The sequence below is a fragment of the Arthrobacter sp. B6 genome, from assembly GCF_001663775.1.
GTDB lineage: Bacteria > Actinomycetota > Actinomycetes > Actinomycetales > Micrococcaceae > Arthrobacter.
Genome location: NZ_KV467168.1, coordinates 2,012,055 through 2,031,210, shown reverse-complemented (window position 1 = coordinate 2,031,210; position 19,156 = coordinate 2,012,055). Strand labels below are relative to the sequence as shown.

At 64.7% G+C, this 19,156-nt stretch carries 17 protein-coding genes; 10 read left to right on the top strand and 7 right to left on the bottom strand.

Annotated elements, in window-relative coordinates:
• The first annotated feature begins 213 nt into the window (after positions 1–213).
• A complete protein-coding gene (locus AU175_RS08900) occupies positions 214–1,182 on the top strand; it encodes a helix-turn-helix domain-containing protein (protein WP_066287625.1) in 969 nt (322 codons plus the stop codon).
• Positions 1,183–1,321: 139 nt separating this feature from the next.
• Positions 1,322–1,540 (top strand): hypothetical protein, encoded by a 219-nt coding sequence (locus AU175_RS08895; protein ID WP_066287623.1) that lies wholly within the window; start codon positions 1,322–1,324, stop codon positions 1,538–1,540.
• Positions 1,541–1,615: 75 nt separating this feature from the next.
• Here AU175_RS08895 and AU175_RS08890 read toward each other — a convergent pair whose 3' ends face one another.
• From AU175_RS08890 to AU175_RS08865, 6 genes are all read right to left on the bottom strand, one after another.
• Positions 1,616–1,828, bottom strand: coding sequence for a dodecin (locus AU175_RS08890; protein ID WP_066287620.1), 213 nt, complete (start codon positions 1,826–1,828; stop codon positions 1,616–1,618).
• Positions 1,829–2,008: 180 nt separating this feature from the next.
• Positions 2,009–3,532, bottom strand: coding sequence for a pectate lyase family protein (locus AU175_RS08885; RefSeq protein WP_231938500.1), 1,524 nt, complete (start codon positions 3,530–3,532; stop codon positions 2,009–2,011).
• Positions 3,504–5,522 carry a pectinesterase family protein gene (locus AU175_RS08880; RefSeq protein WP_066287619.1) on the bottom strand — a complete coding sequence of 673 codons (2,019 nt, stop codon included), beginning with the start codon at positions 5,520–5,522 and terminating at the stop codon, positions 3,504–3,506. Before AU175_RS08880 ends, AU175_RS08885 begins: the two co-directional genes overlap by 29 nt.
• A 155-nt stretch (positions 5,523–5,677) precedes the next feature.
• Complete coding sequence (locus AU175_RS08875) at positions 5,678–6,574, bottom strand: carbohydrate ABC transporter permease (protein WP_066287615.1); 897 nt, start codon at positions 6,572–6,574, stop codon at positions 5,678–5,680.
• A gap of 10 nt (positions 6,575–6,584) precedes the next feature.
• Positions 6,585–7,538 carry a carbohydrate ABC transporter permease gene (locus AU175_RS08870; RefSeq protein WP_066287613.1) on the bottom strand — a complete coding sequence of 318 codons (954 nt, stop codon included), beginning with the start codon at positions 7,536–7,538 and terminating at the stop codon, positions 6,585–6,587.
• A gap of 46 nt (positions 7,539–7,584) precedes the next feature.
• Positions 7,585–8,892 (bottom strand): ABC transporter substrate-binding protein, encoded by a 1,308-nt coding sequence (locus tag AU175_RS08865; RefSeq protein WP_066287611.1) that lies wholly within the window; start codon positions 8,890–8,892, stop codon positions 7,585–7,587.
• A 318-nt stretch (positions 8,893–9,210) separates the two neighbouring features.
• Between AU175_RS08865 and AU175_RS08860 the strand changes: the two genes are divergently transcribed.
• From AU175_RS08860 to AU175_RS08850, 3 genes are read left to right on the top strand one after another with little or no spacing between them, the layout of a single operon-like run.
• Positions 9,211–10,125 carry a PmoA family protein gene (locus AU175_RS08860; RefSeq protein WP_066287609.1) on the top strand — a complete coding sequence of 305 codons (915 nt, stop codon included), beginning with the start codon at positions 9,211–9,213 and terminating at the stop codon, positions 10,123–10,125.
• Positions 10,122–11,702, top strand: a complete 1,581-nt coding sequence (locus tag AU175_RS08855; RefSeq protein ID WP_066287606.1) for a glycoside hydrolase family 43 protein — start codon at positions 10,122–10,124, stop codon at positions 11,700–11,702. The genes AU175_RS08860 and AU175_RS08855 overlap by 4 nt, the downstream gene beginning before the upstream one ends.
• 17 nt (positions 11,703–11,719) lie before the next feature.
• On the top strand, positions 11,720–12,736 hold the full coding sequence (locus tag AU175_RS08850) for a LacI family DNA-binding transcriptional regulator (RefSeq protein WP_231938499.1): 1,017 nt from the start codon (positions 11,720–11,722) through the stop codon (positions 12,734–12,736).
• A 101-nt stretch (positions 12,737–12,837) separates the two neighbouring features.
• On the opposite strand, the gene AU175_RS08845 is transcribed toward AU175_RS08850, so the two are convergent.
• Entirely contained in the window at positions 12,838–13,542 is a 705-nt protein-coding gene (locus AU175_RS08845) for a FadR/GntR family transcriptional regulator (protein ID WP_066287602.1), read from the bottom strand.
• 148 nt (positions 13,543–13,690) lie between these two features.
• Between AU175_RS08845 and AU175_RS08840 the strand changes: the two genes are divergently transcribed.
• The 5 genes from AU175_RS08840 to AU175_RS08820 all read left to right on the top strand — a co-directional run bounded on the left by AU175_RS08840 (position 13,691) and on the right by AU175_RS08820 (position 19,041).
• Positions 13,691–15,157, top strand: coding sequence for a four-carbon acid sugar kinase family protein (locus AU175_RS08840; RefSeq protein WP_066287600.1), 1,467 nt, complete (start codon positions 13,691–13,693; stop codon positions 15,155–15,157).
• Between the two features lie 43 nt (positions 15,158–15,200).
• On the top strand, positions 15,201–16,100 hold the full coding sequence (locus AU175_RS08835; protein ID WP_066287598.1) for an NAD(P)-dependent oxidoreductase: 900 nt from the start codon (positions 15,201–15,203) through the stop codon (positions 16,098–16,100).
• Positions 16,101–16,262: 162 nt separating this feature from the next.
• Positions 16,263–17,681, top strand: coding sequence for a GntP family transporter (locus tag AU175_RS08830; RefSeq protein ID WP_066287595.1), 1,419 nt, complete (start codon positions 16,263–16,265; stop codon positions 17,679–17,681).
• The gene (locus tag AU175_RS08825) at positions 17,681–18,544 is read left to right on the top strand and encodes a class II fructose-bisphosphate aldolase (RefSeq protein WP_066287593.1); all 864 of its coding nucleotides are present in this window, start codon (positions 17,681–17,683) and stop codon (positions 18,542–18,544) included. Before AU175_RS08830 ends, AU175_RS08825 begins: the two co-directional genes overlap by 1 nt.
• Positions 18,545–18,636: 92 nt before the next feature.
• Positions 18,637–19,041, top strand: a complete 405-nt coding sequence (locus tag AU175_RS08820; protein ID WP_066287592.1) for a DUF1304 domain-containing protein — start codon at positions 18,637–18,639, stop codon at positions 19,039–19,041.
• Positions 19,042–19,156 lie beyond the last annotated feature (115 nt).

Below are 19,156 nucleotides of genomic sequence, written 5' to 3'. Positions count from 1 at the left end.
TGCTCCTTAGCTGGTGCGTGGTGCGTGGTGCTGGATGTGTGCCGGCTGCTCGACAAATGACTCTATGAGAAAGCGGTTTCCGCTGGCTCACTACTGAGCCTATGCATTTTCGCCCCGATAGTCAGCCCCTGGCCCTGTCCCTGTTTTTCCTAGGACTGGCAGTCCTACCTTCGTTGTAGAAGGAGCCGCCATTTGCCGTGCAGAATAGGGTGCATGGGTCAGAGCGCCGAGTTTGGAAAATTCCTGAAGGCCATGCGGTCCCGGCTGAGTCCGGAAGATGCCGGTGCGGAAAGTTCTTCCGGCGCGCGCCGCGTGCCTGGCCTCCGGCGCGAGGAAGTGGCACGGCTCGCAGGCGTCAGCACGGACTACTACATCCGCCTGGAGCAGGGGAGGAACATCCACCCCTCGCGGACCGTGCTTGATTCCGTGTCCCGGGCCCTCCGCCTCGACGCGGGCGAACATGCGCACATGATGGACCTCCTGGAAAACTGCGCGGCCAGCACGCGTTCCCCCGGTCCGGCGCAGGCGGTGCGTCCGGCCCTCCGCCAGCTCCTGGAGGCTGTGGGGGACGTCCCGGCAATGGTGTTGGGCAGACGGACCGACGTCCTCGCCGGCAACCGGATGGCCTTCCTCCTTTTCACGGACTTCACGTCCCTTCCGGCCCACGAACGGAACCTCACCCGCTGGCTGATCCTCGATCCCGGTGCCCGGGAGCTCTTCCGCGACTGGAAGACTGTGGCGGCAGAAGCGGCCGGTGCCCTCCGCGTGGATGTCGGGCGGCACCCCAATGATGCCCAGGCCAACCAGCTGGTCGGTGAGCTCGCCGTGCACAGCGAGCATTTTCGTCAATGGTGGGCAGGGCACCGCGTGGCCACCCGGTCTGCGGGCAGCATCCGGCTGCATCATCCCGCCGTCGGAGACCTGGAACTGAACTTTGAAAACCTTGTCCTCCCGGACGATCCCGACCAGATGCTCCGGGTGTTTTCCGCCCGGCCTGGCTCGCCGTCGGCTGACGCGCTGGCCCTGCTGAGCCTTAGCGTGGAGGCCAGTGCCAGTGCCAGTGCCAGTGCCAGTGCCAGTGCCAGTGCCAGTGCCGGTGCCAGTGCCAGTGCCGTGGCAGAGCCGGGGCCGCAGCAGCCGCCTGCTGAAGCGCCGCCCGCGGTCGCCGAAAACCGGGAGTGACCGGCAGCGCCCTGCCAACTCTGCTGTACTTTTGGCCAGCCCACCGCAAGGATTCTGGCCAGGAGCCCATTGGGCCGGGGTTGCACCCTTCCTAGGCTGGAGAACCAAGCTTTTTTCTCCACCAAGGATGGTCTCAACGATGAAACGCATCGCACTGCTCAAGGAACGCCAGGTCACCGCCCTCAGCAACAGCCGGGCCGCCAGCACCGGCTCACACTGCCCTGCTTCCGGACTCTGGAGCCCCGAGGCTGACCCCCACACGGTCCTTTCGTTTTTCGAGGGCCAGGTGTTTCCCGCGTTCGACGGCGTGCCCACCATATGGCGCCGGCGCACCACAGGCGTTGTCTCGTCGAACTGAAATTAAACAGTGATAGCCGCGCCCGGTGGCGCGGCCATCACTGCCTGGATCATGGACGGTCAGTGTTTTTGAGGATCAGTGTTCTTCCAGGCGGAAACCCAGCTTGATGGTGACCTGCCAGTCGGCGATTTTGCCCTCTTCCAGGTGACCGCGGATTTCCTTCACCTCGAACCAGTCAAGGTTGCGGAGGGTCTGGGACGCCTTGGCGATGCCATTCCGGACGGCGTCGTCCACGCCTTGGGTTGACGTGCCGACAATTTCAGAAATGCTGTACGTGTGGTTGGACAACTTCGCTCCTCGTGATCGCCTTCGATTCCCGGTTGCGGGCGGTTCTCGAAGCCTAGTAGCAGTTTGTGAGCCTTGGCCAGACCCCTCGCCCCCGGAGTTTTTGTCCAGCTACAGGGACTTAGGGGCCCTCAAAGTCGCCATAAGTGGACAAAAACTCCTGGTGGGGGGCTGGGGGAACAGCTACCCGGACGTTCCGTTGAGAACCGTCACGTTGGCGTAGCTGACATTCCTTCCCGTGGTCTGCAGGACGTTGCCGTCCTGCGGGGTGTCGGAGGTGACTGTCAGGTCGCGCACCGTTGAGCCGTCCGCCGCCACAAGCAGGGTGACGCCTTCGCTGTTGGTCAGGACCACGTCCGCGGCATTTCCCGTCGCCCCCGCAAGGGTAACGTTGCGCCGGTCGCCCCAGATTACGGAGGGCTCGTGGTACGTGCCGGGCTGGATCAGCACCGTGACGGGGCCGGGGTTGTTGGAGGGGATGGCCCCCACGGCTGCCCTGATGCTGGCGAAGTTCCCTGTGCCGTCCAGCGCCACCGTGATGACCTTCTGTGCTGCAGGGTCCGTGCCGCCCAAAGGTCCGCCGAATGCGCGCACGAGCGCAGGAACCGCCGTCGGGGGCGTGAGCTCATAGGCATATGCCGCGGCGGGGTCGAACGCCTGACCCCGTTCCTGGCCGGTGTTGCCACTGCACTGGTCAAAGATGTTGTTCCGGGCCACCAGCTCACCGCCCGGACCCTGGTGGTGCAGCGGATTCCGGACATTTCGGAAGTAGTTGCCCTCCACCACCAGCAGGGCTTCGTTCCGGCCCAGCATCCCGTAACTGGAGATGTTTTCCAGGTAATTGTTGTAGACGTGGGAGGCCGCGGTGTTGTCCAGGCTGGCGTTCCGCTGGTGGGTGTTCCGGATCCAGTTGTGGTGGACGGTGATCCGGGTGACCACATTCTGGGTCCACCCTTCGCCCAGGGCCTTGTTGTGGTCCGCGAAGACGTTCCAGGACAGGGTGACGTTGTCGCAGTCCTTGCGGACGTCCACCAGGCCGTCGCCGAGGCGGGTGAAATACATGTGATCCACCCATACGTGGGTACAGGTGTCCATCTGGATCCCGTCCCTGTCGTTGTCCGGGCGTTTCCCCACGAAGTCGCCGGGGATGTAGGAGTCCCGGACGGTGAAATTGCGGAACACCACGTTGGAGACGTTGATGAGCTTAAAGCCTGCATTCACCACCGCGGCTCCTTCACCTGATCCAAGGAAGGACTTGTTGGCAGTGACTGTCAGCTTCTCGTACTGCGGGAACACCAGTTCACCCCGGAGGATCACCACCAGCGGTTCGGGACTTTTCGCAAAGGCCCGGAGCTGGTCGGGCGTGCTGGCGTGGACCAACCGGCCGCCGGCCCCACCGGTGGTTCCCGCGCGGCCGTGCGCGGCAACGCCGGCGAATCCTTGGGGTGCGTCGGTCCACGCAGCCGGTCCGCCGCCCTCCGTCGGATTGCCGAGCGCACGGTCGATCGGGAGCCCGGCTTCCGCGAAACCGTTGGAGCCGACGGCGGGATGCAGCCTGCTCCCGCCCGCCGCCGTCGCTGCCGGGCTGAGCAGGCCGGAGGTCACCAGTCCGCCGGCTGTCAGGCCGGCGGCAAGGAGGGTCCGCCGTCGGATGTTCATCTCTTGTGCGTTTGCCATCTCAGCCACGTCCCGCCGGGGTCCAGTCACCGAGGAAGGTCTCCTTGGTGAACTTGAGTGCGTCCTCCGGCGTGAGCTGGGGGTGGAACTCGTTGACGTAGGCGCCAGGTCCGCTGTTGTTGAATTCGGCGAACCGTCCCTCGGTCCAGGAGTGGCCGCTCATGTCAGCCCAGCCGCGGACGGCGATGTGGCTGCCCACGACGGAGTCCCGGATCACGGCCATGGGGTGCGCGTTCGGATCGCTGCTCGCGAACCAGGGGCGCCCCAGGCTGACGGTTCCGGCAGCGGCGTCGGAGGTGAGGTTGCTGTCCACGATCAGGATGCCGTACGGGTTGGAGTTCTTCGTGCTCGGGGCCACGATGTAGCCGTTGTTGGTGGCGCTGGCGCGGTCCAGGGAATGGATGGTGCAGCCGTCGAGGACAGCGGTGCCGCGGCCGTAGATGAAGTCCACGTCACCCTCGATGTAGCAGTTCTTGAGGTACGTGCGGGCCGTGGCGTCGCGGCCGGCGGTGTCCGCGAGGTAGGTGTCCTGGTTGCCCAGGAACCGTGTGTTGTCGAAAGTCACCCTGTCACCCACGGACCGGACGGCAAGCGCCTGGCTGGGACCGTTGGCGGCCTCGTCGTAGTTGTTCTCGATCGTCAGGTTCCGCACCGTGCTTCCGGCAGCCGAGATGGTCACCGTGGGACTTCCGGCTGTACCCCAGGTGCCGCCAAAGAATTTCACGCCGTTGGCCGGAGTGTCGTAGGTGATGACGACGTCGGCGGGGTTGGCTGTTGCACCCTGGATGGTGAGGTTGGGACGGTCAGCCCAAACATTCACTGTTTCGCGGTAGGTGCCGGGTTTGACGGTGATGGTGCGCGGCGCGGTGCTGCCACTGGGGATGGAACCGATGGCGGCCTGGAGGCTGCCGAAATCGCCGGTGCCGTCCAGCGCGACGGTGATCTCGGTGGTGTTGTTCGGCGCGCTGTTCCCTCGCGGCCCTGCGCCGGCGGCAACGATCTCCGGTACGCGGGCGGCGTCGTCCTTTTGGTAGGCGTAGTACTGCGTCGGATCAAAGGCGGCGCCCACATTGTCCTTGCGGCCGCGGGTGCCGTTGAAGACGTTGTCCCGGTTCAACACTTCGGTGCCGGGGTCCTTTGCTACCACCGGATCCTGGACGGCGCTGAAGCTGTTGCCCTCAAGGACCACCTTTGCGGCGTTGCGGCCCATCATTCCGTACTGGCCTATGTCCTGGAGGAAGTTGTTGTAGACGTGGGCGGCAGCGGTGTTGTCCAGGCTGAAGTTGCGCTGGGTGGTGTTGCGGATCCAGTTGTGGTGGATGGTCATGCGGGTCACGGCATTGGAGCTCCAGCCGACGCCCAGGGCTTTGTTGTTGTCCGCGAAGACGTTCCACGAGTACGTGATGAGGTCGGAGTCCTTGCGGGTGTCGATCAGGCCGTCACCCATGCGCTCGAACTTCATGTGGTCCACCCAGACGTGGTGGGTGGTGTCCAGCTGGAGGCCATCGCGGTCGTTGTCCGCGCGCTTGCCGTCCCAGTCGCCCGGGATGTAGGAATCCCGGACAGTGAAGTTCCGGAAAATGACGTTGGAGACATTGATGAGCTTGAAGCCGGCGTTCACCACCTCGGCGCCCGCCCCCACGCCGATGAAACTCTTGTTGGCGGCCACGGGGATCTTGATGTAGTCCGTGGCCCTGACGGTGCCGCGGATAAAGATGACCAGCGGTTCAGCAGCCGCCGCGTAGTCCTTGAGTTCCTGGATCGTGGACGCTGTAACGATCCTGCCTGCCTGGCCTCCGGTGGTTCCGGCCAGTCCGTATCCGGGGAGGGAAGCGAAGCCGTCCGGCGTCTGCTTCCACATCGCTTCCGGCGTGCCTTCGGTATCTGCAGACAGGGTGGCGGGCAGGGCTCCGGACTGTTGCGTGGCTCCTGGAGGTGCCGCGTGGGCGGCTGGGATTGCCGCGAGGCTCCCCAGCATAACGACGGCGGTGGCTGCCCCTAATAGACGTCGCAAACTCATGCAAAACTCCTTTGTTTTGTGTCCGGGCAGCCTCCAGCCAGGACTCCTTCGGTAAGGGATGTTCAGTCAGTGATGCGTACGGAGAAGCAGGCGGGTACCGCGATGCGGGCCGCTCCGGGCAGGAGCGGCAGCAGCGGCGGCCCGGGGGCCGGGCGCTACTTCAGCCCGGTGGTGGCGATGCCGTTGATGAGGTACTTCTGCCCGGCGATGAAGAATCCGATGATGGGGGCGATGGACACCACGGACATGGCGAACATCGGGCCCCACATGCTCTGGCCTTCCGAGTCCATAAAGGCACGCAAAGCCAGGGGAACTGTGTAGAGGTCCTGGTTCTGGATGTAGAGCAGAGGGCCGAAGAACTCGTTCCAGGTGGAAATGAAGGTGAAGATCGCGGTGGTGGCCATGGCGGGGATGCACAGGGGCATGATCACCCGAAGGAAGGTCCGGAACGGGCCGCAGCCATCGATCTGGGCGGCGTCGTCGAGCTCCTTGGGAAGTGCCTTCATGAACTGCACCATCAGGAAGATGAAAAACGCGTTGGTGGCCATGAAGTTCGGAACGATCAGCGGCAGGTACGTGTCAAGCCAGCCCAGCTGGGAGAAGATGATGTACTGCGGCACCAGGAGCACGTGGCCGGGCAGCATCAGGGTCCCCAGCATCAGGGCGAAGAAGAGCTTCCGGCCGGTGAACTCCATCCGGGCGAAGGCGTAGGCGGCCAGGGCGCAGGAGAAGATGTTGCCCACAATGGAGAACACCACCACGATCAGGGAATTGATCAGGTAGACGTGGAATGGCTGGTTCAGCGCCGTCCAGCCCTGTTCGTAGTTGCTGAAGTCCCAGTTCTCCGGCCATAGCCCGAGCTGGCGGAAGATATCGTTGCTGGGCTTGAAGGAACTGGAGATCAGCCACAGCAACGGGTACAGCATGACCAGGCCTACCAGGCACAGAATCAAGTGGCGGGAGAACCGGGTGCCGGGAGTGCCGGTCAGGGCGTCTTCCGGGGGTGCTTCCTTCTTTTGCCTGTTCTTTGTGGGTAATTCGAGGAGTGCCATTGCGGTTGCCTTAATTGTCGTAGAAGACCCAGAACTTGGATGCGATGAAGTTGATGGCCGTGAAAATCGCAATAATCATCAGCAGCAGCCAGGCCATGGCGGAGGCGTACCCCATCTCGAATTCGGTGAAGCCCTTCTGGTACAGGTAGAGGTTGTAGAACAGCGTGGAATCTGCCGGACCGCCGGTGCCGCCGCTCATCACATAGCCCTGGGTGAAGGTCTGGAAGGAGCCGATCAGCTGCATGATGAGGTTGAAGAAGATGATGGGGCTGATCAGCGGCAGGGTGATGTTGCGGAACTGGCGCCACCTGGAGGCGCCATCGATGGACGCCGCCTCGTAGTACATGGCGGGTACCTGCCGCAGGCCGGCCAGGAAGATCACCATGGGGGACCCGAACGTCCAGACGTTCAGGACGATCAGGGTGCTCAAAGCGAACTCCGGGTCAGTGACCCACGCCGGCCCCTGGATACCGAACAGTCCCAGGAAGCCGTTGACAATGCCGTCGTTGCCGAAGATGTAGCGCCACAGCATGACGATCGCGACGCTGCCACCGAGCAGGGACGGCAGGTAGTAGACGGAGCGGTAGATCGCCAAGCCCTGGAGGCCGCGGTTCAGCACCAGGGCTATCAGCAGGGCCACGGCCAGGGAGATGGGCACGGAGACAAAGGTGTAAATGAACGTCACCTTCAGGGACTGCAGGAGCCGTGGGTCCTCGAACATCACCTGGAAGTTTGCCAATCCCACGAAATTTGGCTCGGTGAAGAGGTTATAGTCCGTAAAAGCCAGGTAGAGGGAGGCGAAGAACGGAATGATCGTGAACAGCATCCCGATGAACCAGGGCAGCAGGAACAAATAGCCCGAACGCTGGTTGGTACGGCGGGAGTTACCCCGCCGGCGCTGTCCGCCGGACTGCTCCGCGAGCGCAGCGGCTGAGCCGGGGGCTTGCTTGGTCAGCACTGACATGCGTCAGGCTCCTATCTGGATGTGGGGATAACTGGACGCGCGCCGACTACTTGTTGATGGCGGCATTGCTCTTCTCCAGGAAGGTCTTCGCGGCATCAGCAGGGGTTACCCGGCCGAACTCGACTTCGGTGGCCAGTTGCTTGAGGGTGTCGGCCACAACGCTTGCGCCCTTGGGGTACACATATGCAGGGGCCAGGTCGTCTTCCTGGATGGCGGCCACCATGTCCACGAAGGCGATGTCGTCCTTGCTGAGTTTTGGCTTGATGGCGTCCGCAACTTCCGGATTAATGGGCACCCCGCGCTGGGTGAGCGTTTCCGCAGCTCCGTCTGCATCGTTGATCAGGAAGTTCAGCAGTTTTGCAGCTTCCTTGGGATGCTTCGACTTGGCAGCAATGGACCAGAGCATGCTGGGATCCGCTGAGTAGCCGCGGCGTTCCTCTGTGGTTTCACCGGGCATCCGGAGCAGGACCACGTTGCCGCCGGCAGCTTCGTTGTAGGCCTTGTAGTTGTTGATCGGAATGATCTGCGAGGCGACGGTTCCCTTGGCGAGGTACGACTGGGCGGCTGAGCCGCCGATCGCTTCGAAGAAGCCTGCCGGCGGATAGCCTCCGGCATTGCGAAGGTCAACGCTGTACTGGAACCACTCCCTAATGGTCTCCTCGCTGACCCCGAGCTTATTGTCCTTGGTGTAGAAGTCCTCGCCGCGCTGCCGTGCGAACAGGATGGGACCGGTTTCGGTGGCAACGTCATAACCGGCCCCGTATACCTTGCCCTCCGTTTTCTGCGTGACTTCGGTGGCGAACTTGGCGTAGTCCTCCCAGCTCCAGGTCTTGTCGTCCGGGATGGTGACGCCGGCCTGGTCCGTAATGGTTTTGTTGACCACCATGCCGATGGTGGTCACGCCTGTGGCCAGGCCGTAGAGCTTGCCATCCACTTCACCCCGACTTTGGATGGTGTCCGGGATGTCTGCCAGGTCGAGTTCCTGCATGGACCTGAGGTCTGCGAGCGTGCCGCGCTGGGCATACTCCAGCAAGCTGCGGTTGGCCATGTTCAGCACGTCGGGGGGATTGCCGCCGGCGAAGCGGGTAGCCAGCTTGTCTGCGTAAGGGCCGCTGTCCTGGTATTCGCTCTTGACCGTAATGCCGGGATTTTTCTCTTCGAAGATCTTGATGGCGGCATCTGTCATCTTGGCGCGGTTGGAATCACCCCAGTACACGAAGTTCAACTCCACGTTGCCTCCGCCGGCTGACGGGGAGGTTGCCCCTCCACAGCCGCTCAGGGCCAATCCGGCCGCCGTCAGTGCCGCACCCAGGATGATCCTGCGCGGAATGTGGGTAGTCGTTGTCTTCTTCATTGAATGACGCCTCTCTGGCGGGTTTATCGGGCTAGTTCCGGCTACGAGGTGAAACTCCCCAAAGGAGAGTCGCTGTAACGAGGAAACTTTCTGGTGGAGAATCGGGCACTGGACCCCTCTTTTGAATCTCGAAGGGCCATAACTGCGGTAAAACATTTGAGTAAACGATTTCTAGCAAGAAAATGCTGTGACTGTCAACACAAATTTGAAACTGCGATCGATCGACATTAAAGAAACTTTCTGTACTACTTGCCGAAGATTTCTGCTGTGGCTATGCTGATCCCCACACCCCGGAAACGCCACCCACAGGAGGTTTGCTTGGCCATCCATACCCCGCCCGCCGCGGCGGCCTGCGGCCTTTCCGGCCAGGGCCACCCGCTGGCCACGCACTGCACCGACCTGCGGGAGCCGGCAAGCATTGCGCCCCGCCCCTACCTCCACCCCCTGCGATCACTCGCCGGTGCAGCGGTCACGGAAGCCGGGCCGGACGATCATCCCCACCACCTGGGCCTGTCAGTCGCATTCTCCGACGTCAACGGAACCAATTTCTGGGGCGGATCCACCTTCACGGCCGCAAGCGGTCCCAGGCTCCTGGCAAATCACGGAACCCAGCTGCCACAGGGATGGCACTCATCCGCAGGTGCGGACACGGCCGGGGAGTCCGGCAGTGTCTCCTGGCGCTCGGCTGCAGGTGACGAGCTCGCCGTCGAGCAGCGGCGCATCCAGTACTTTGCCCATCCGGAACCCGGAAGCTGGAGCCTGTCACTGTCCTCGGTGATCCGTCCGGCAGCGGACGTGCAGCGGCTGGCTGTGTCGTCGTCGGCCGTCAAGGGCCGGGCAGGCGCCGGATACGGCGGAATTTTCTGGCGGTTTCCCTGCGGCAGCGGTGACCCGGTTGTCCTTTCCGGCACCGGCAGCGGCGCCGCCGCCGCGCATGGTTCGTTGTCGCCCTGGCTCTCGGTCACCATGCGGGTCGACGGCAGGCCAGTCAGTGTCCTGCTCTCCCAGGACGCCGGACGCCTGCTTCCATGGTTCGTCCGCGCGGATGGCTACCTGGGCGCCGGACCGGCCGTGGCCTGGTCCGAACCTGCGTATGTCTACCCACACGCCCCGCTCAGCCTGGGCCTGCATGCCGTGATCCACGACGGAGTGGTGAAGACTCCTGCCCGCGCCCTTGAACTCCTCCATCAGCACCCCCGACTCACCCCCGGCTCAACCGACAGGACAGTATGACAACCCGGCCTCCCACCCCCGTCTATACCAATCCCATCCTCAACGGTGACTGGCCGGATCCAGACGCCGTGCAGGTGGACGGCGTCTATTACCTCATCGCGTCGAGCTTCAACAGGGTGCCGGGGCTGCCCGTGCTGAAGTCCCGGAACCTCGTGGACTGGGAACACGCGGGCCACGCGCTCGCCGCGCTGCCCCAAGGCAGCCACTACTCCCTGGTGCGTCACGGCAGCGGGGTCTGGGCCCCCGCGCTCCGGTACCACGACGGCCGCTTTTGGATCTTCTACCCCGATCCGGACCACGGCATTTTTGTCCTGAGCGCCGAACGGGCAGAAGGGCCGTGGAGTGCCCCGCATCTCCTCTACGCCGGCCGCGGCATCATTGATCCGTGCCCGCTGTGGGATGAGGACGGAGAGGCCTACCTGGTCCATGGCTGGGCGCACAGCCGGATCGGCGTCAAGAACCGGCTCACTGTCCACCGGATGGCCCCGGATGCGAGCCGCCTCCTGGACCACGGCACGCATGTCATCAACGGCGCCGACCTCCCGGGCTACACCACCCTGGAAGGGCCCAAGTTCTACAAGCGCGATGGCTGGTACTGGATCTTCGCACCCGCGGGCGGCGTGGCCACGGGCTGGCAGTCGGTCTTCCGCTCACGGTCCCCGTTCGGCCCATACGAGGGACGCACGGTGCTGGAGCAGGGGACCTCTGACGTCAACGGTCCCCACCAGGGCGCCTGGGTGACCACGCCCCAGGGCCAGGACTGGTTCCTGCACTTCCAGGACCGCGGCCCCTACGGCAGGGTGGTCCACCTCCAGCCGATGGGCTGGGGCGACGACGGCTGGCCGTGGATGGGGACACCCGCGGACGACGGCGGCCCTGGAACCCCCGTGACCAGCCACCCCTATCCGGTGGGTACTGTCGCGGAAGACGTCGCACCGCCGGCGAGCGACACCTTCGATTCGCCGTGGTTGGGGCCGCAATGGCACTGGCAGGCGAATCCGCGCGAGTCCTGGTGCTTCCAGGGCGGGGGAGGGCAGCTGGTCCTGCGTCCCCAGGCCAACGACCCGGTGAACCTGCGCGAATTGCCCAATGTGCTGGGCCAGATCCTGCCCGGCACACCCTCCACCTTCACCACCACGCTGGAACTGGACGACGTTCCGGTGGGTACCCGGGCCGGCGTCGTGGTCCTGGGGCAGCGGTACGCCTGGCTGGGCATCATCCGCACCGCAGACGGGTACGTGTTGGGAAGTGGCACCGGCGGGGACGGCCCCCACGAGGAGCGGCCAGGACGCCAGGTGCCACTCACTGGTCCGCGGATAGAACTCCAGATCCGCACGGATGCCTCGCCCCGGTCCACCTTCGCGTGGCGGACCGGACCGGGCGAGCCGTGGGAAGTGCAGGGCTGGAACTTCAAGGTGGTGGAGGGCAAGTGGATCGGCGCTGAACTGGGCCTTTTTGCGGCCTCCCCGCTGGGTTCCCAGGAAAGCGGCAGTGTTATCGTTGGACCCGTGCGGGTGGAGACTGCGCCGGTCCGCCGGGCAGTCGCCCCGCATTTCGCCGCCACCGCTTCCAGATGATCGCAAGGACCGCACCTTTGACCGCCACTCCGCGCCCTAAGATCGCAGACGTGGCCGCGGCGGCTGGCGTCTCGGTGCCCACCGTGTCCAAAGTGCTCAATGGCCGGTCGCACGTGTCCGAGGCCACGCGGGCCAAGGTGCGCCAGGCCCTTGAAGAGCTCGACTACACCAAGCGGAACGTCCCGGCTGACCAGCCCGGACTGCTGCAGCTGGTGGTCAACAACTTCGACTCCCCCTGGGTGCTGGAGATCATGGAAGGTGCCGAGGCCGCTGCGGCACGGCTGGGCTATTCGATTGTCTACACGCGGGCGGAGCACGCCACTGCCGAGAACTGGCGGAAGCTCCGGGAATCCTCGGCCAACCGGCTTGCCGGCGTGGTGCTGCTGGCTCCGAGGCGCGGATCCCGGTTGGTCACCACGCTGCGCAGCCTCAATATTCCTGCGGTGGCAGTGGATCCGGAAGGAACTGAGGGGCTCACAATCCCCAGCGTCAGCCCGGCGTCGTTCTCCGGAGCCCTCGCCGCGGTGGCACACCTGCTGGGGCTGGGCCACCGCCGCATCGGCATCATCACCGGCCGGGGCCACGGTTCCGGACACAGCCGTGCCCGGTACGCGGCGTATGCAGCCGCGCTCCACGAAGCGGGCTTGCCGGTCCTGCCTGAACTGGTGCGCGACGGGGATTTCAGCATCGAGTCGGGAGTGCACCACGGCGGGGACCTCCTGGACCTGCCGGAGCCTCCCACCGCGATCTTCGCGGCCAATGACCTCCAGGCGCTGGGGGTCATGAACGCTGCCGCCGCGCGGTCGTTGAAGATTCCGGGCGACGTCAGCATTGTGGGCTTCGATGACATTGCGCAGGCTGCCCTGATGTCGCCGCCGCTGACCACCGTCCGCCAGCCACTGTCGCAGCTGGCGTCCATGGCCGTGGGCATCGTGGCCGAACAGCTCGAGCTGCAGGGGCCGGCGGCTCCGGTTGCGCTGGAAGTTGCCACCGAACTGGTAGTGCGGGGCACCACCGCCCCGCCTTCACGCTAGGTCGCCCCAGCTCTGGAGTTTTTGTCCACTTATGGCGACTTGAGGCCGTTTTTGGGCGCCGTAGATGGACAAAAACTCCGGCGCAGGGCCTAAGGGAAGTCCTAGCGGGCGCCCAGCACCAGGTTCTTGAGGTCGTCCAGGGTCTGCTGCATGTGGTTGTCCATGGCCACGCGGGAACGGGAAGGATCGCGTGATTCCAGGGCCTCCGCGATGTTCTGGTGGTGCGCGATGGCGTGGGCCTGGATCTCCGGCACCGCAGATGTTTCGGCCCGGCGCTTTGCCAGGACGCGGTGCAGCGGTTCGAAAAGTACAGCCACAAAAACGTTCTCGGACGCGTGCAGGATCAGGTCATGGAAGGCCAGGTCGGCTTCCACAAACGCGGGCAGGTCATTAACCTCATGGGCGGCACGCATGGCCGCCACACACTCATAAAGCGCCTGAATTTCAGCATCGCCAATCCTGCCGGCAGCGAGTTCGCAGGCCCCCGTCTCCAGCATCCTGCGGAGCTCGATGAGCTGCACAGAGGCGTCAGCCTCGTTTTTCCCCTCGGACGCAGCGCGCAGAACTGCCTCCAGCGATGCCCAGCGGTTGAGCGGGTTCACGAAGGTGCCGCGGCCGCGCTCGACGCTGAGGATCCGCTGTGCCTCGAGGGTTTTCATGGCCTCGCGAACGGTCATCCGGCTGACTTCATGTTTGGCGCTGAGCTCGAGCTCCCCTGGAACGCTGGCTCCTGGTGGGAATTCTCCCGCAATAATGCGGTCCAAAAGCTCGTCCGCGACTACGTCCACCAGTGATTTCCGTGCCATGTTTTCCCCTGATCGCGCGTGGCAAATATGTCTGACAAGTCTACTTGCGCGCTGGAATGTGGTGTGCCACACTATTTATAAATGTTAGATGTCAGACATCTTACAGATATTGCCATCACCGCCGATTACATCCACAACGGAGTGCACAGTGAAGCTTGAAGCAGACATTCTGGCCGCCTTCCCGGCCGAGGTCCGGATCCCAGCCAGCCTGGTTGCCGACGCCCTCGCCGCGTCCAACGCAGAAGCTCCCGCCCTTTTTGTGGTGCTCGACGACGACCCCACAGGAACGCAGTCCGTTGCGGACCTGCCCGTGCTGACCCGCTGGGACGTGGAGGACTTCACCTGGGCCTTCGGCCAGGCCAAACCGGCAGTTTACGTGCTGACCAACACCCGCAGCCTGGATCCCGCCGAGGCAGCTGCCCGGAACGCGGAGATAGTTCGCAACGCGTTGGCCGCGGCAGCTGATGACGCGCTCCGGCTCCGTTTTGTCAGCCGCAGCGATTCCACCCTCCGCGGCCACTACCCGCTCGAGCCCGACGTCATCGCCGCCACCGTTACTGAGGCCAGCGGTGAAGACACCGACGGCGTGGTGCTGGTCCCCGCCTTCCCCGACGCTGGCCGGGTGACCATCGGCGGCGTGCACTACATGCGGGGAACCGGCGAGGACGCCGGCCTCCTCACGCCGGTATCGGAGACTGAATTCGCCAGGGACGCGACCTTCGGCTTCACACATTCCGGGATGGCCAAGTATGTGGAGGAGAAGTCACTGGGCCGTTTCGCCGCGGAGTCCGTGATTGTGCTGGACCTGAACACCATCCGCGCCTCGACTGATCCGCAGGTCACCGCCACCGCCATCGCGGACGCCATTGCACCCGCCGCGCACTCCACACCCATCGTGGCCGACATCGTCACCGAGAATGACCTCCGTGCCCTGTCCCTGGGCCTCGCGGAGGCCGAACGGCGCGGCAAGAACCTCCTGTACCGGGTGGGCCCGCCGTTCGTCCGTGCCCGCATTGGCCAGGAGATCCGCACCGAGCTCAGCGGAAGCGAGGCCTACGCCGGAAACACCCCCTCGACGGCGGGTGGCCTGATCGTGGTCGGTTCGCATGTGGGTGTCACCACGCGTCAGCTCAAGGCACTCACTGAGCAGCACAGCGCCGCCCGCATCGTGGAAATCGACGTCGAAAAGCTGCTGGGTGAAAGCGCGGATGCCTACCTCGACCAAACGGTGGAAACCGTAGTTGACGCGCTCCACGGCGGCGATGCAATCGTCCATACCAGCCGGCTGCTCATCAAGACCGCGGACCCGGCCGAAAGCCTGCGGATCGCACGCACAGTGTCCGCCGCCGTCGTCGCCGTGGTGAACCGGACCCTCAAGACCTTTCCGCCGCGCTTTGTTATTGCCAAGGGCGGGATCACGTCCTCGGACGTGGCGGCGCACGGGCTCGAAATCCGGCACGCCATTGTCCGGGGCCCCATGCTGCCGGGCATCGTCTCCCTCTGGGAACCTGTGGACGGCCCGGCGAAGGGCATTCCCTACGTCGTGTTTGCCGGAAACGTAGGCGACGACGATTCCCTCGCCCAGGTCACCCGAAAGCTCAGCAACACCTTCTAGTCCGCACCGGCTCCTTACCCACACGTATTCAACGGAGAAAACAATGTCTGCAAACTATAAAGTCACAGTCCTCGGCCTTGGCGCCATGGGACTGCCCATGGCCACTCGCCTGGCCAGCCAGCTCACGGTCCACGGCTTCGACATTGCCGAGGCGCGCCTGGCGCTTGCCGCGGAAGCCGGAATCCACACCTTCAGCTCCGCGCGGGAGGCAGCGAAAGGCGCCGACGCCCTGCTCCTCGCCGTCCGTAATGGCGAACAGCTCAACGACGTCCTCTTCGGCGACAACGGTGTGGCCTCCGTGCTGGAGCCGGGCGCCGTCGTGATCCTGGGCAGCACCGTCGGCACCGAAGCCATCCCGGCCACCGTGGCCCGGCTGGCGGAATACGGCGTCGAACTCGTGGACGCGCCCTTGTCAGGCGGCCCCAAGCGCGCGGGAGAGGGTGACCTGCTGATCGTCGTCGGCGCGACGCCTGAGGCACAGGAGAAGGCCCGCCCCGTCCTGGAACTTCTTGCCTCCACCCTCACCATCGTGGGCGACAAACCCGGGGACGGCCAGGCCCTCAAGACCGTCAACCAGCTCCTGTGCGGCATCCACATTGCGGCCGCAGCAGAGGCCATGGCACTTGCTGACGCCCTCGGCCTTGACCAGGCCAAGACCCTGGCCGCACTGGAAGCCGGCGCCGCCGGGTCCTTTATGCTCTCCAACCGCGGCCCCCGCATCTTGGAGGCCTACACGGAGGAAGGCGCTGAAGTCCTCAGCCGCCTGGACATCTTCGTCAAGGACATGGGCATCGTCGGGAAGGCCACCCGCGCCGCCGGACTGGCAGCCCCCGTTGCCGCCGCCGCGGAGCAGCTCTACCTCCTGGGCCAGGCCCAGGGCCTCGCCGCAGCCGACGACTCCGCTGTCATCAAGGTCGTTGCGCCCACCAAACGCACCGCCTGACCCGGAGTTTTTGTCCACTTGGAGCGACTTCCCACCCCCTGAAGTCGCCTGATCTGGACAAAAACTCCAACCCGGATAAAGCCCGACGACGGCGGTCCCCCTCCGCCGTCGTCGTACCACCAGCTCGCTAGGCTTAACTAGCGATGTCAAAGGAGACACATCATGAGCGCACTAGCTCTTTTGGCCATAGCAGCCGCAGGCGTCGCCCTGCTGCTCGTGGCTGTCATCAAGTTCAAGATTCCAGCGTTCCTCGCCCTGCTTGTAGTCAGCGTTTCAGTGGCACTGGTAGCAGGCATTCCCCTGCCGGACATCATCAAAACCGTTACTGAAGGCATGGGCGGAACCCTCGGATCCGTCGCCATCCTGGTGGGCCTCGGCGCCATGCTGGGGAAGATGATCGAGATCTCCGGCGGCGCCCAGTCGCTCGCCGGAAAATTCACCCAGCTGCTGGGTCCGCGCCGCGTAATCGCAGCCCTCACGGCCGCAGCGTTCCTGCTGGCCATCCCGGTGTTCTTTGACGTCGGATTCATCATCCTGATCCCCATCATCTACGGCTTCTCCAAGGCCGCGGGCGTCAACCCGGTCAAAATCGGCCTTCCGGTGGGCGCCATCATGCTGGCAATCCACGTCGTCGTTCCGCCGCATCCGGGCGTTGTTGGCGGCGCCGGCATCCTGGGCGCTGACATTGGCTGGACCACCATCCTCGGCCTCGCGCTTTGCCTCCCTGCCGGTGTCCTGGGCTACTTCGTTGCCCGCAAGCTGAACCGGCGCGAATTCACCATGCTTCCGAGCACCGCCGAGCAGTTCCGACTCTTTGGTTCCGGAACGTCCCAAGTGGAGCAGGAAGCCGGCCAGGGCACTTCCAATGTTGCCGTCAAGACCGAGGTCAAGACCGCGCCCAGCCCGGCGATGATCATCACGCTGATCGTTCTTCCCATCCTCATGATCATGGTGGGAACCGTCGGCGCAGTCATCCTGCCCAAGGATTCGGTGCCGGCCCAGATCGCTGCCTTTGTGGGCGCCCCGCTGATTGCACTCCTCACGGCCCTCGGCCTGGCGTACTACTTCCTGGGCATCCGCCGCGGCTGGTCCTCGCAGCACACCGGCGAAGTCATGGACTCCGCCCTGGCGCCCACCGCAATCGTCATCCTGGTAACGGGCGCCGGCGGCGTTTTTGGCAAGGTCCTTACCGTATCCGGCATCGGCACCGCGCTCGCCGAAGGCCTGCAGACCGCCGGCCTTCCCGTCATCGTCATGGCGTTCGTCCTCGCGGCCATCCTCCGGGCATCCCAGGGCTCGGCCACCGTGGCCATCATTACAACGTCGGGCCTGCTCGCCGCCTCCGTGGCTGCCGGCGGCTTCTCACCGCTGCAGACCGCCCTCATTCTGATAGCCATCGGCTTCGGTGCCTTCGGCCTGAGCCACGTGAACGACTCCGGCTTCTGGATCGTGACACGCTACCTGGGTCTATCTGTAGCTGACGGCCTGCGGACATGGACCGTACTCACCACCGTCCTGGGCCTGGCAGGCTTCGCCCTGACGTTCCTGGTCTGGATCCTGGTGGGAGGCCTGGGCGTCTGATGCGCACCCGTCTGGACCACCTGGTCACTTCCGCCCTGCAGCAGGGCTCGGCCGTTCCCGCGTTCACCTGCTACGACTTCACTACAGCACTGGCTGTTGTGGGCGCAGCAGAGGACGCGGGCCACGGGGTCATCCTGCTGGTGGCGCCCAGGACGGCGGCCACGGCCAACGGCCTGCGGCTGATCGCCGCGCTCCGCGGACTGGCAGACGGCGCAGCCGTGCCAGTGTCAGTGCAACTGGACCACGCCTCAGATCTTAAGGTGATGGCCGACGCCGTCGCCGCGGGGGCGGATTCGGTTCTCGCGGACGGCTCGTCCCTTCCGTATGAGGAAAACATTTCCTTGGTCAGGGCGGCACGCTCGCTGCTGCAGGCAAAGGGCGGCGCCGGCGTCGTCCTCGAAGCCGAACTCGGCGGCCTGGCCGGCGACGAGGACCGGGCCTTCGGCACGGACGAAGCAGGCGTTTCAGTGGCAGGGCTGACGGACTCCGCCCAGGTGGAGGGTTTCGTGGCCCGGACCGGCGCGCAGCTGCTTGCTGTGGCCGTGGGCAACGTGCACGGCAAGTACAAGGGCGAGCCGCAGCTCCGATGGGACGTCCTCCAGGACATCGCCGTACGGACGCATATCCCGTTGGTGCTCCATGGCGCGTCCGGCATTCCGGCGGGTGAGCTGGTCAAGGCTGCCGCCATGAACGTAGGCAAGGTGAACTTCAATACCGAGCTCCGGACCGGAGTTCTCTCCACGCTCCAGGAGCAGCTCCCGGCGCACCGGGCGGACGGCGAGAACCTGCAGGGCCTGTTGGGTCACTGGAACACTTCGGCCAGGGAATTCGCCACTGCGGCGCTGGGCATGCTCACCCGCTGAGAGTTTTTGTCCACGTACGGCGACTTTGGGGGCCCGCAACTCGCCGTACGTGGACAAAAACTCCAGGAGGGGAGGGAGGCTAGGATCGAGCCATGATCCTGGCCTCCCTACTTTTTGCGTTCCTTGCCGCCGCCCTGCACGTCTACATCTTCACTATGGAGTCCCTCACCTGGACCAGGCCGGCCACCTGGAAGCGCTTCGGACTGGCATCCCAGGCAGACGCCGAGACCACCAGGCCGCTCGCGTACAACCAGGGTTTTTACAACCTGTTCCTGGCCATCGGAGCGTTTATCGGCGTCGGCTGTGTGGCGCTCGCTGCCGCGGGGTCGGCGCAGTCGGTGGTGGGCTGGACCCTGATCCTCAGCTGCTGCGGGTCCATGCTGCTGGCCGCAGTGGTGCTTGCCCTCAGCGGGAAAAAGTACCTCCGTGCAGCCGCGACCCAGGGCGCAACGCCGCTGCTCGCCGTCGTACTGGCACTCCTGGCGGTTGCATTCTGACCTCGTTGCCGTGACTGCCGGGCTCTTGCTGCCCTCCGCGCGACGGGACGCGGCATTCCGGCGCCGAATTCTGGCCCCTGCCACGCCGCGGGCGGACAATGGAGCTAACAACGAC

Coding starts and splice junctions, on each gene's coding strand:
- AU175_RS08900 (WP_066287625.1), top strand. CDS start 214: ATGGGTCAGAGCGCCGAGTTTGGAAAATTCCTGAAGGCCATGCGGTCC.
- AU175_RS08895 (WP_066287623.1), top strand. CDS start 1,322: ATGAAACGCATCGCACTGCTCAAGGAACGCCAGGTCACCGCCCTCAGC.
- AU175_RS08880 (WP_066287619.1), bottom strand. CDS start 5,522: ATGAGTTTGCGACGTCTATTAGGGGCAGCCACCGCCGTCGTTATGCTG.
- AU175_RS08875 (WP_066287615.1), bottom strand. CDS start 6,574: ATGGCACTCCTCGAATTACCCACAAAGAACAGGCAAAAGAAGGAAGCA.
- AU175_RS08870 (WP_066287613.1), bottom strand. CDS start 7,538: ATGTCAGTGCTGACCAAGCAAGCCCCCGGCTCAGCCGCTGCGCTCGCG.
- AU175_RS08865 (WP_066287611.1), bottom strand. CDS start 8,892: ATGAAGAAGACAACGACTACCCACATTCCGCGCAGGATCATCCTGGGT.
- AU175_RS08855 (WP_066287606.1), top strand. CDS start 10,122: ATGACAACCCGGCCTCCCACCCCCGTCTATACCAATCCCATCCTCAAC.
- AU175_RS08845 (WP_066287602.1), bottom strand. CDS start 13,542: ATGGCACGGAAATCACTGGTGGACGTAGTCGCGGACGAGCTTTTGGAC.
- AU175_RS08835 (WP_066287598.1), top strand. CDS start 15,201: ATGTCTGCAAACTATAAAGTCACAGTCCTCGGCCTTGGCGCCATGGGA.
- AU175_RS08830 (WP_066287595.1), top strand. CDS start 16,263: ATGAGCGCACTAGCTCTTTTGGCCATAGCAGCCGCAGGCGTCGCCCTG.
- AU175_RS08825 (WP_066287593.1), top strand. CDS start 17,681: ATGCGCACCCGTCTGGACCACCTGGTCACTTCCGCCCTGCAGCAGGGC.
- AU175_RS08820 (WP_066287592.1), top strand. CDS start 18,637: ATGATCCTGGCCTCCCTACTTTTTGCGTTCCTTGCCGCCGCCCTGCAC.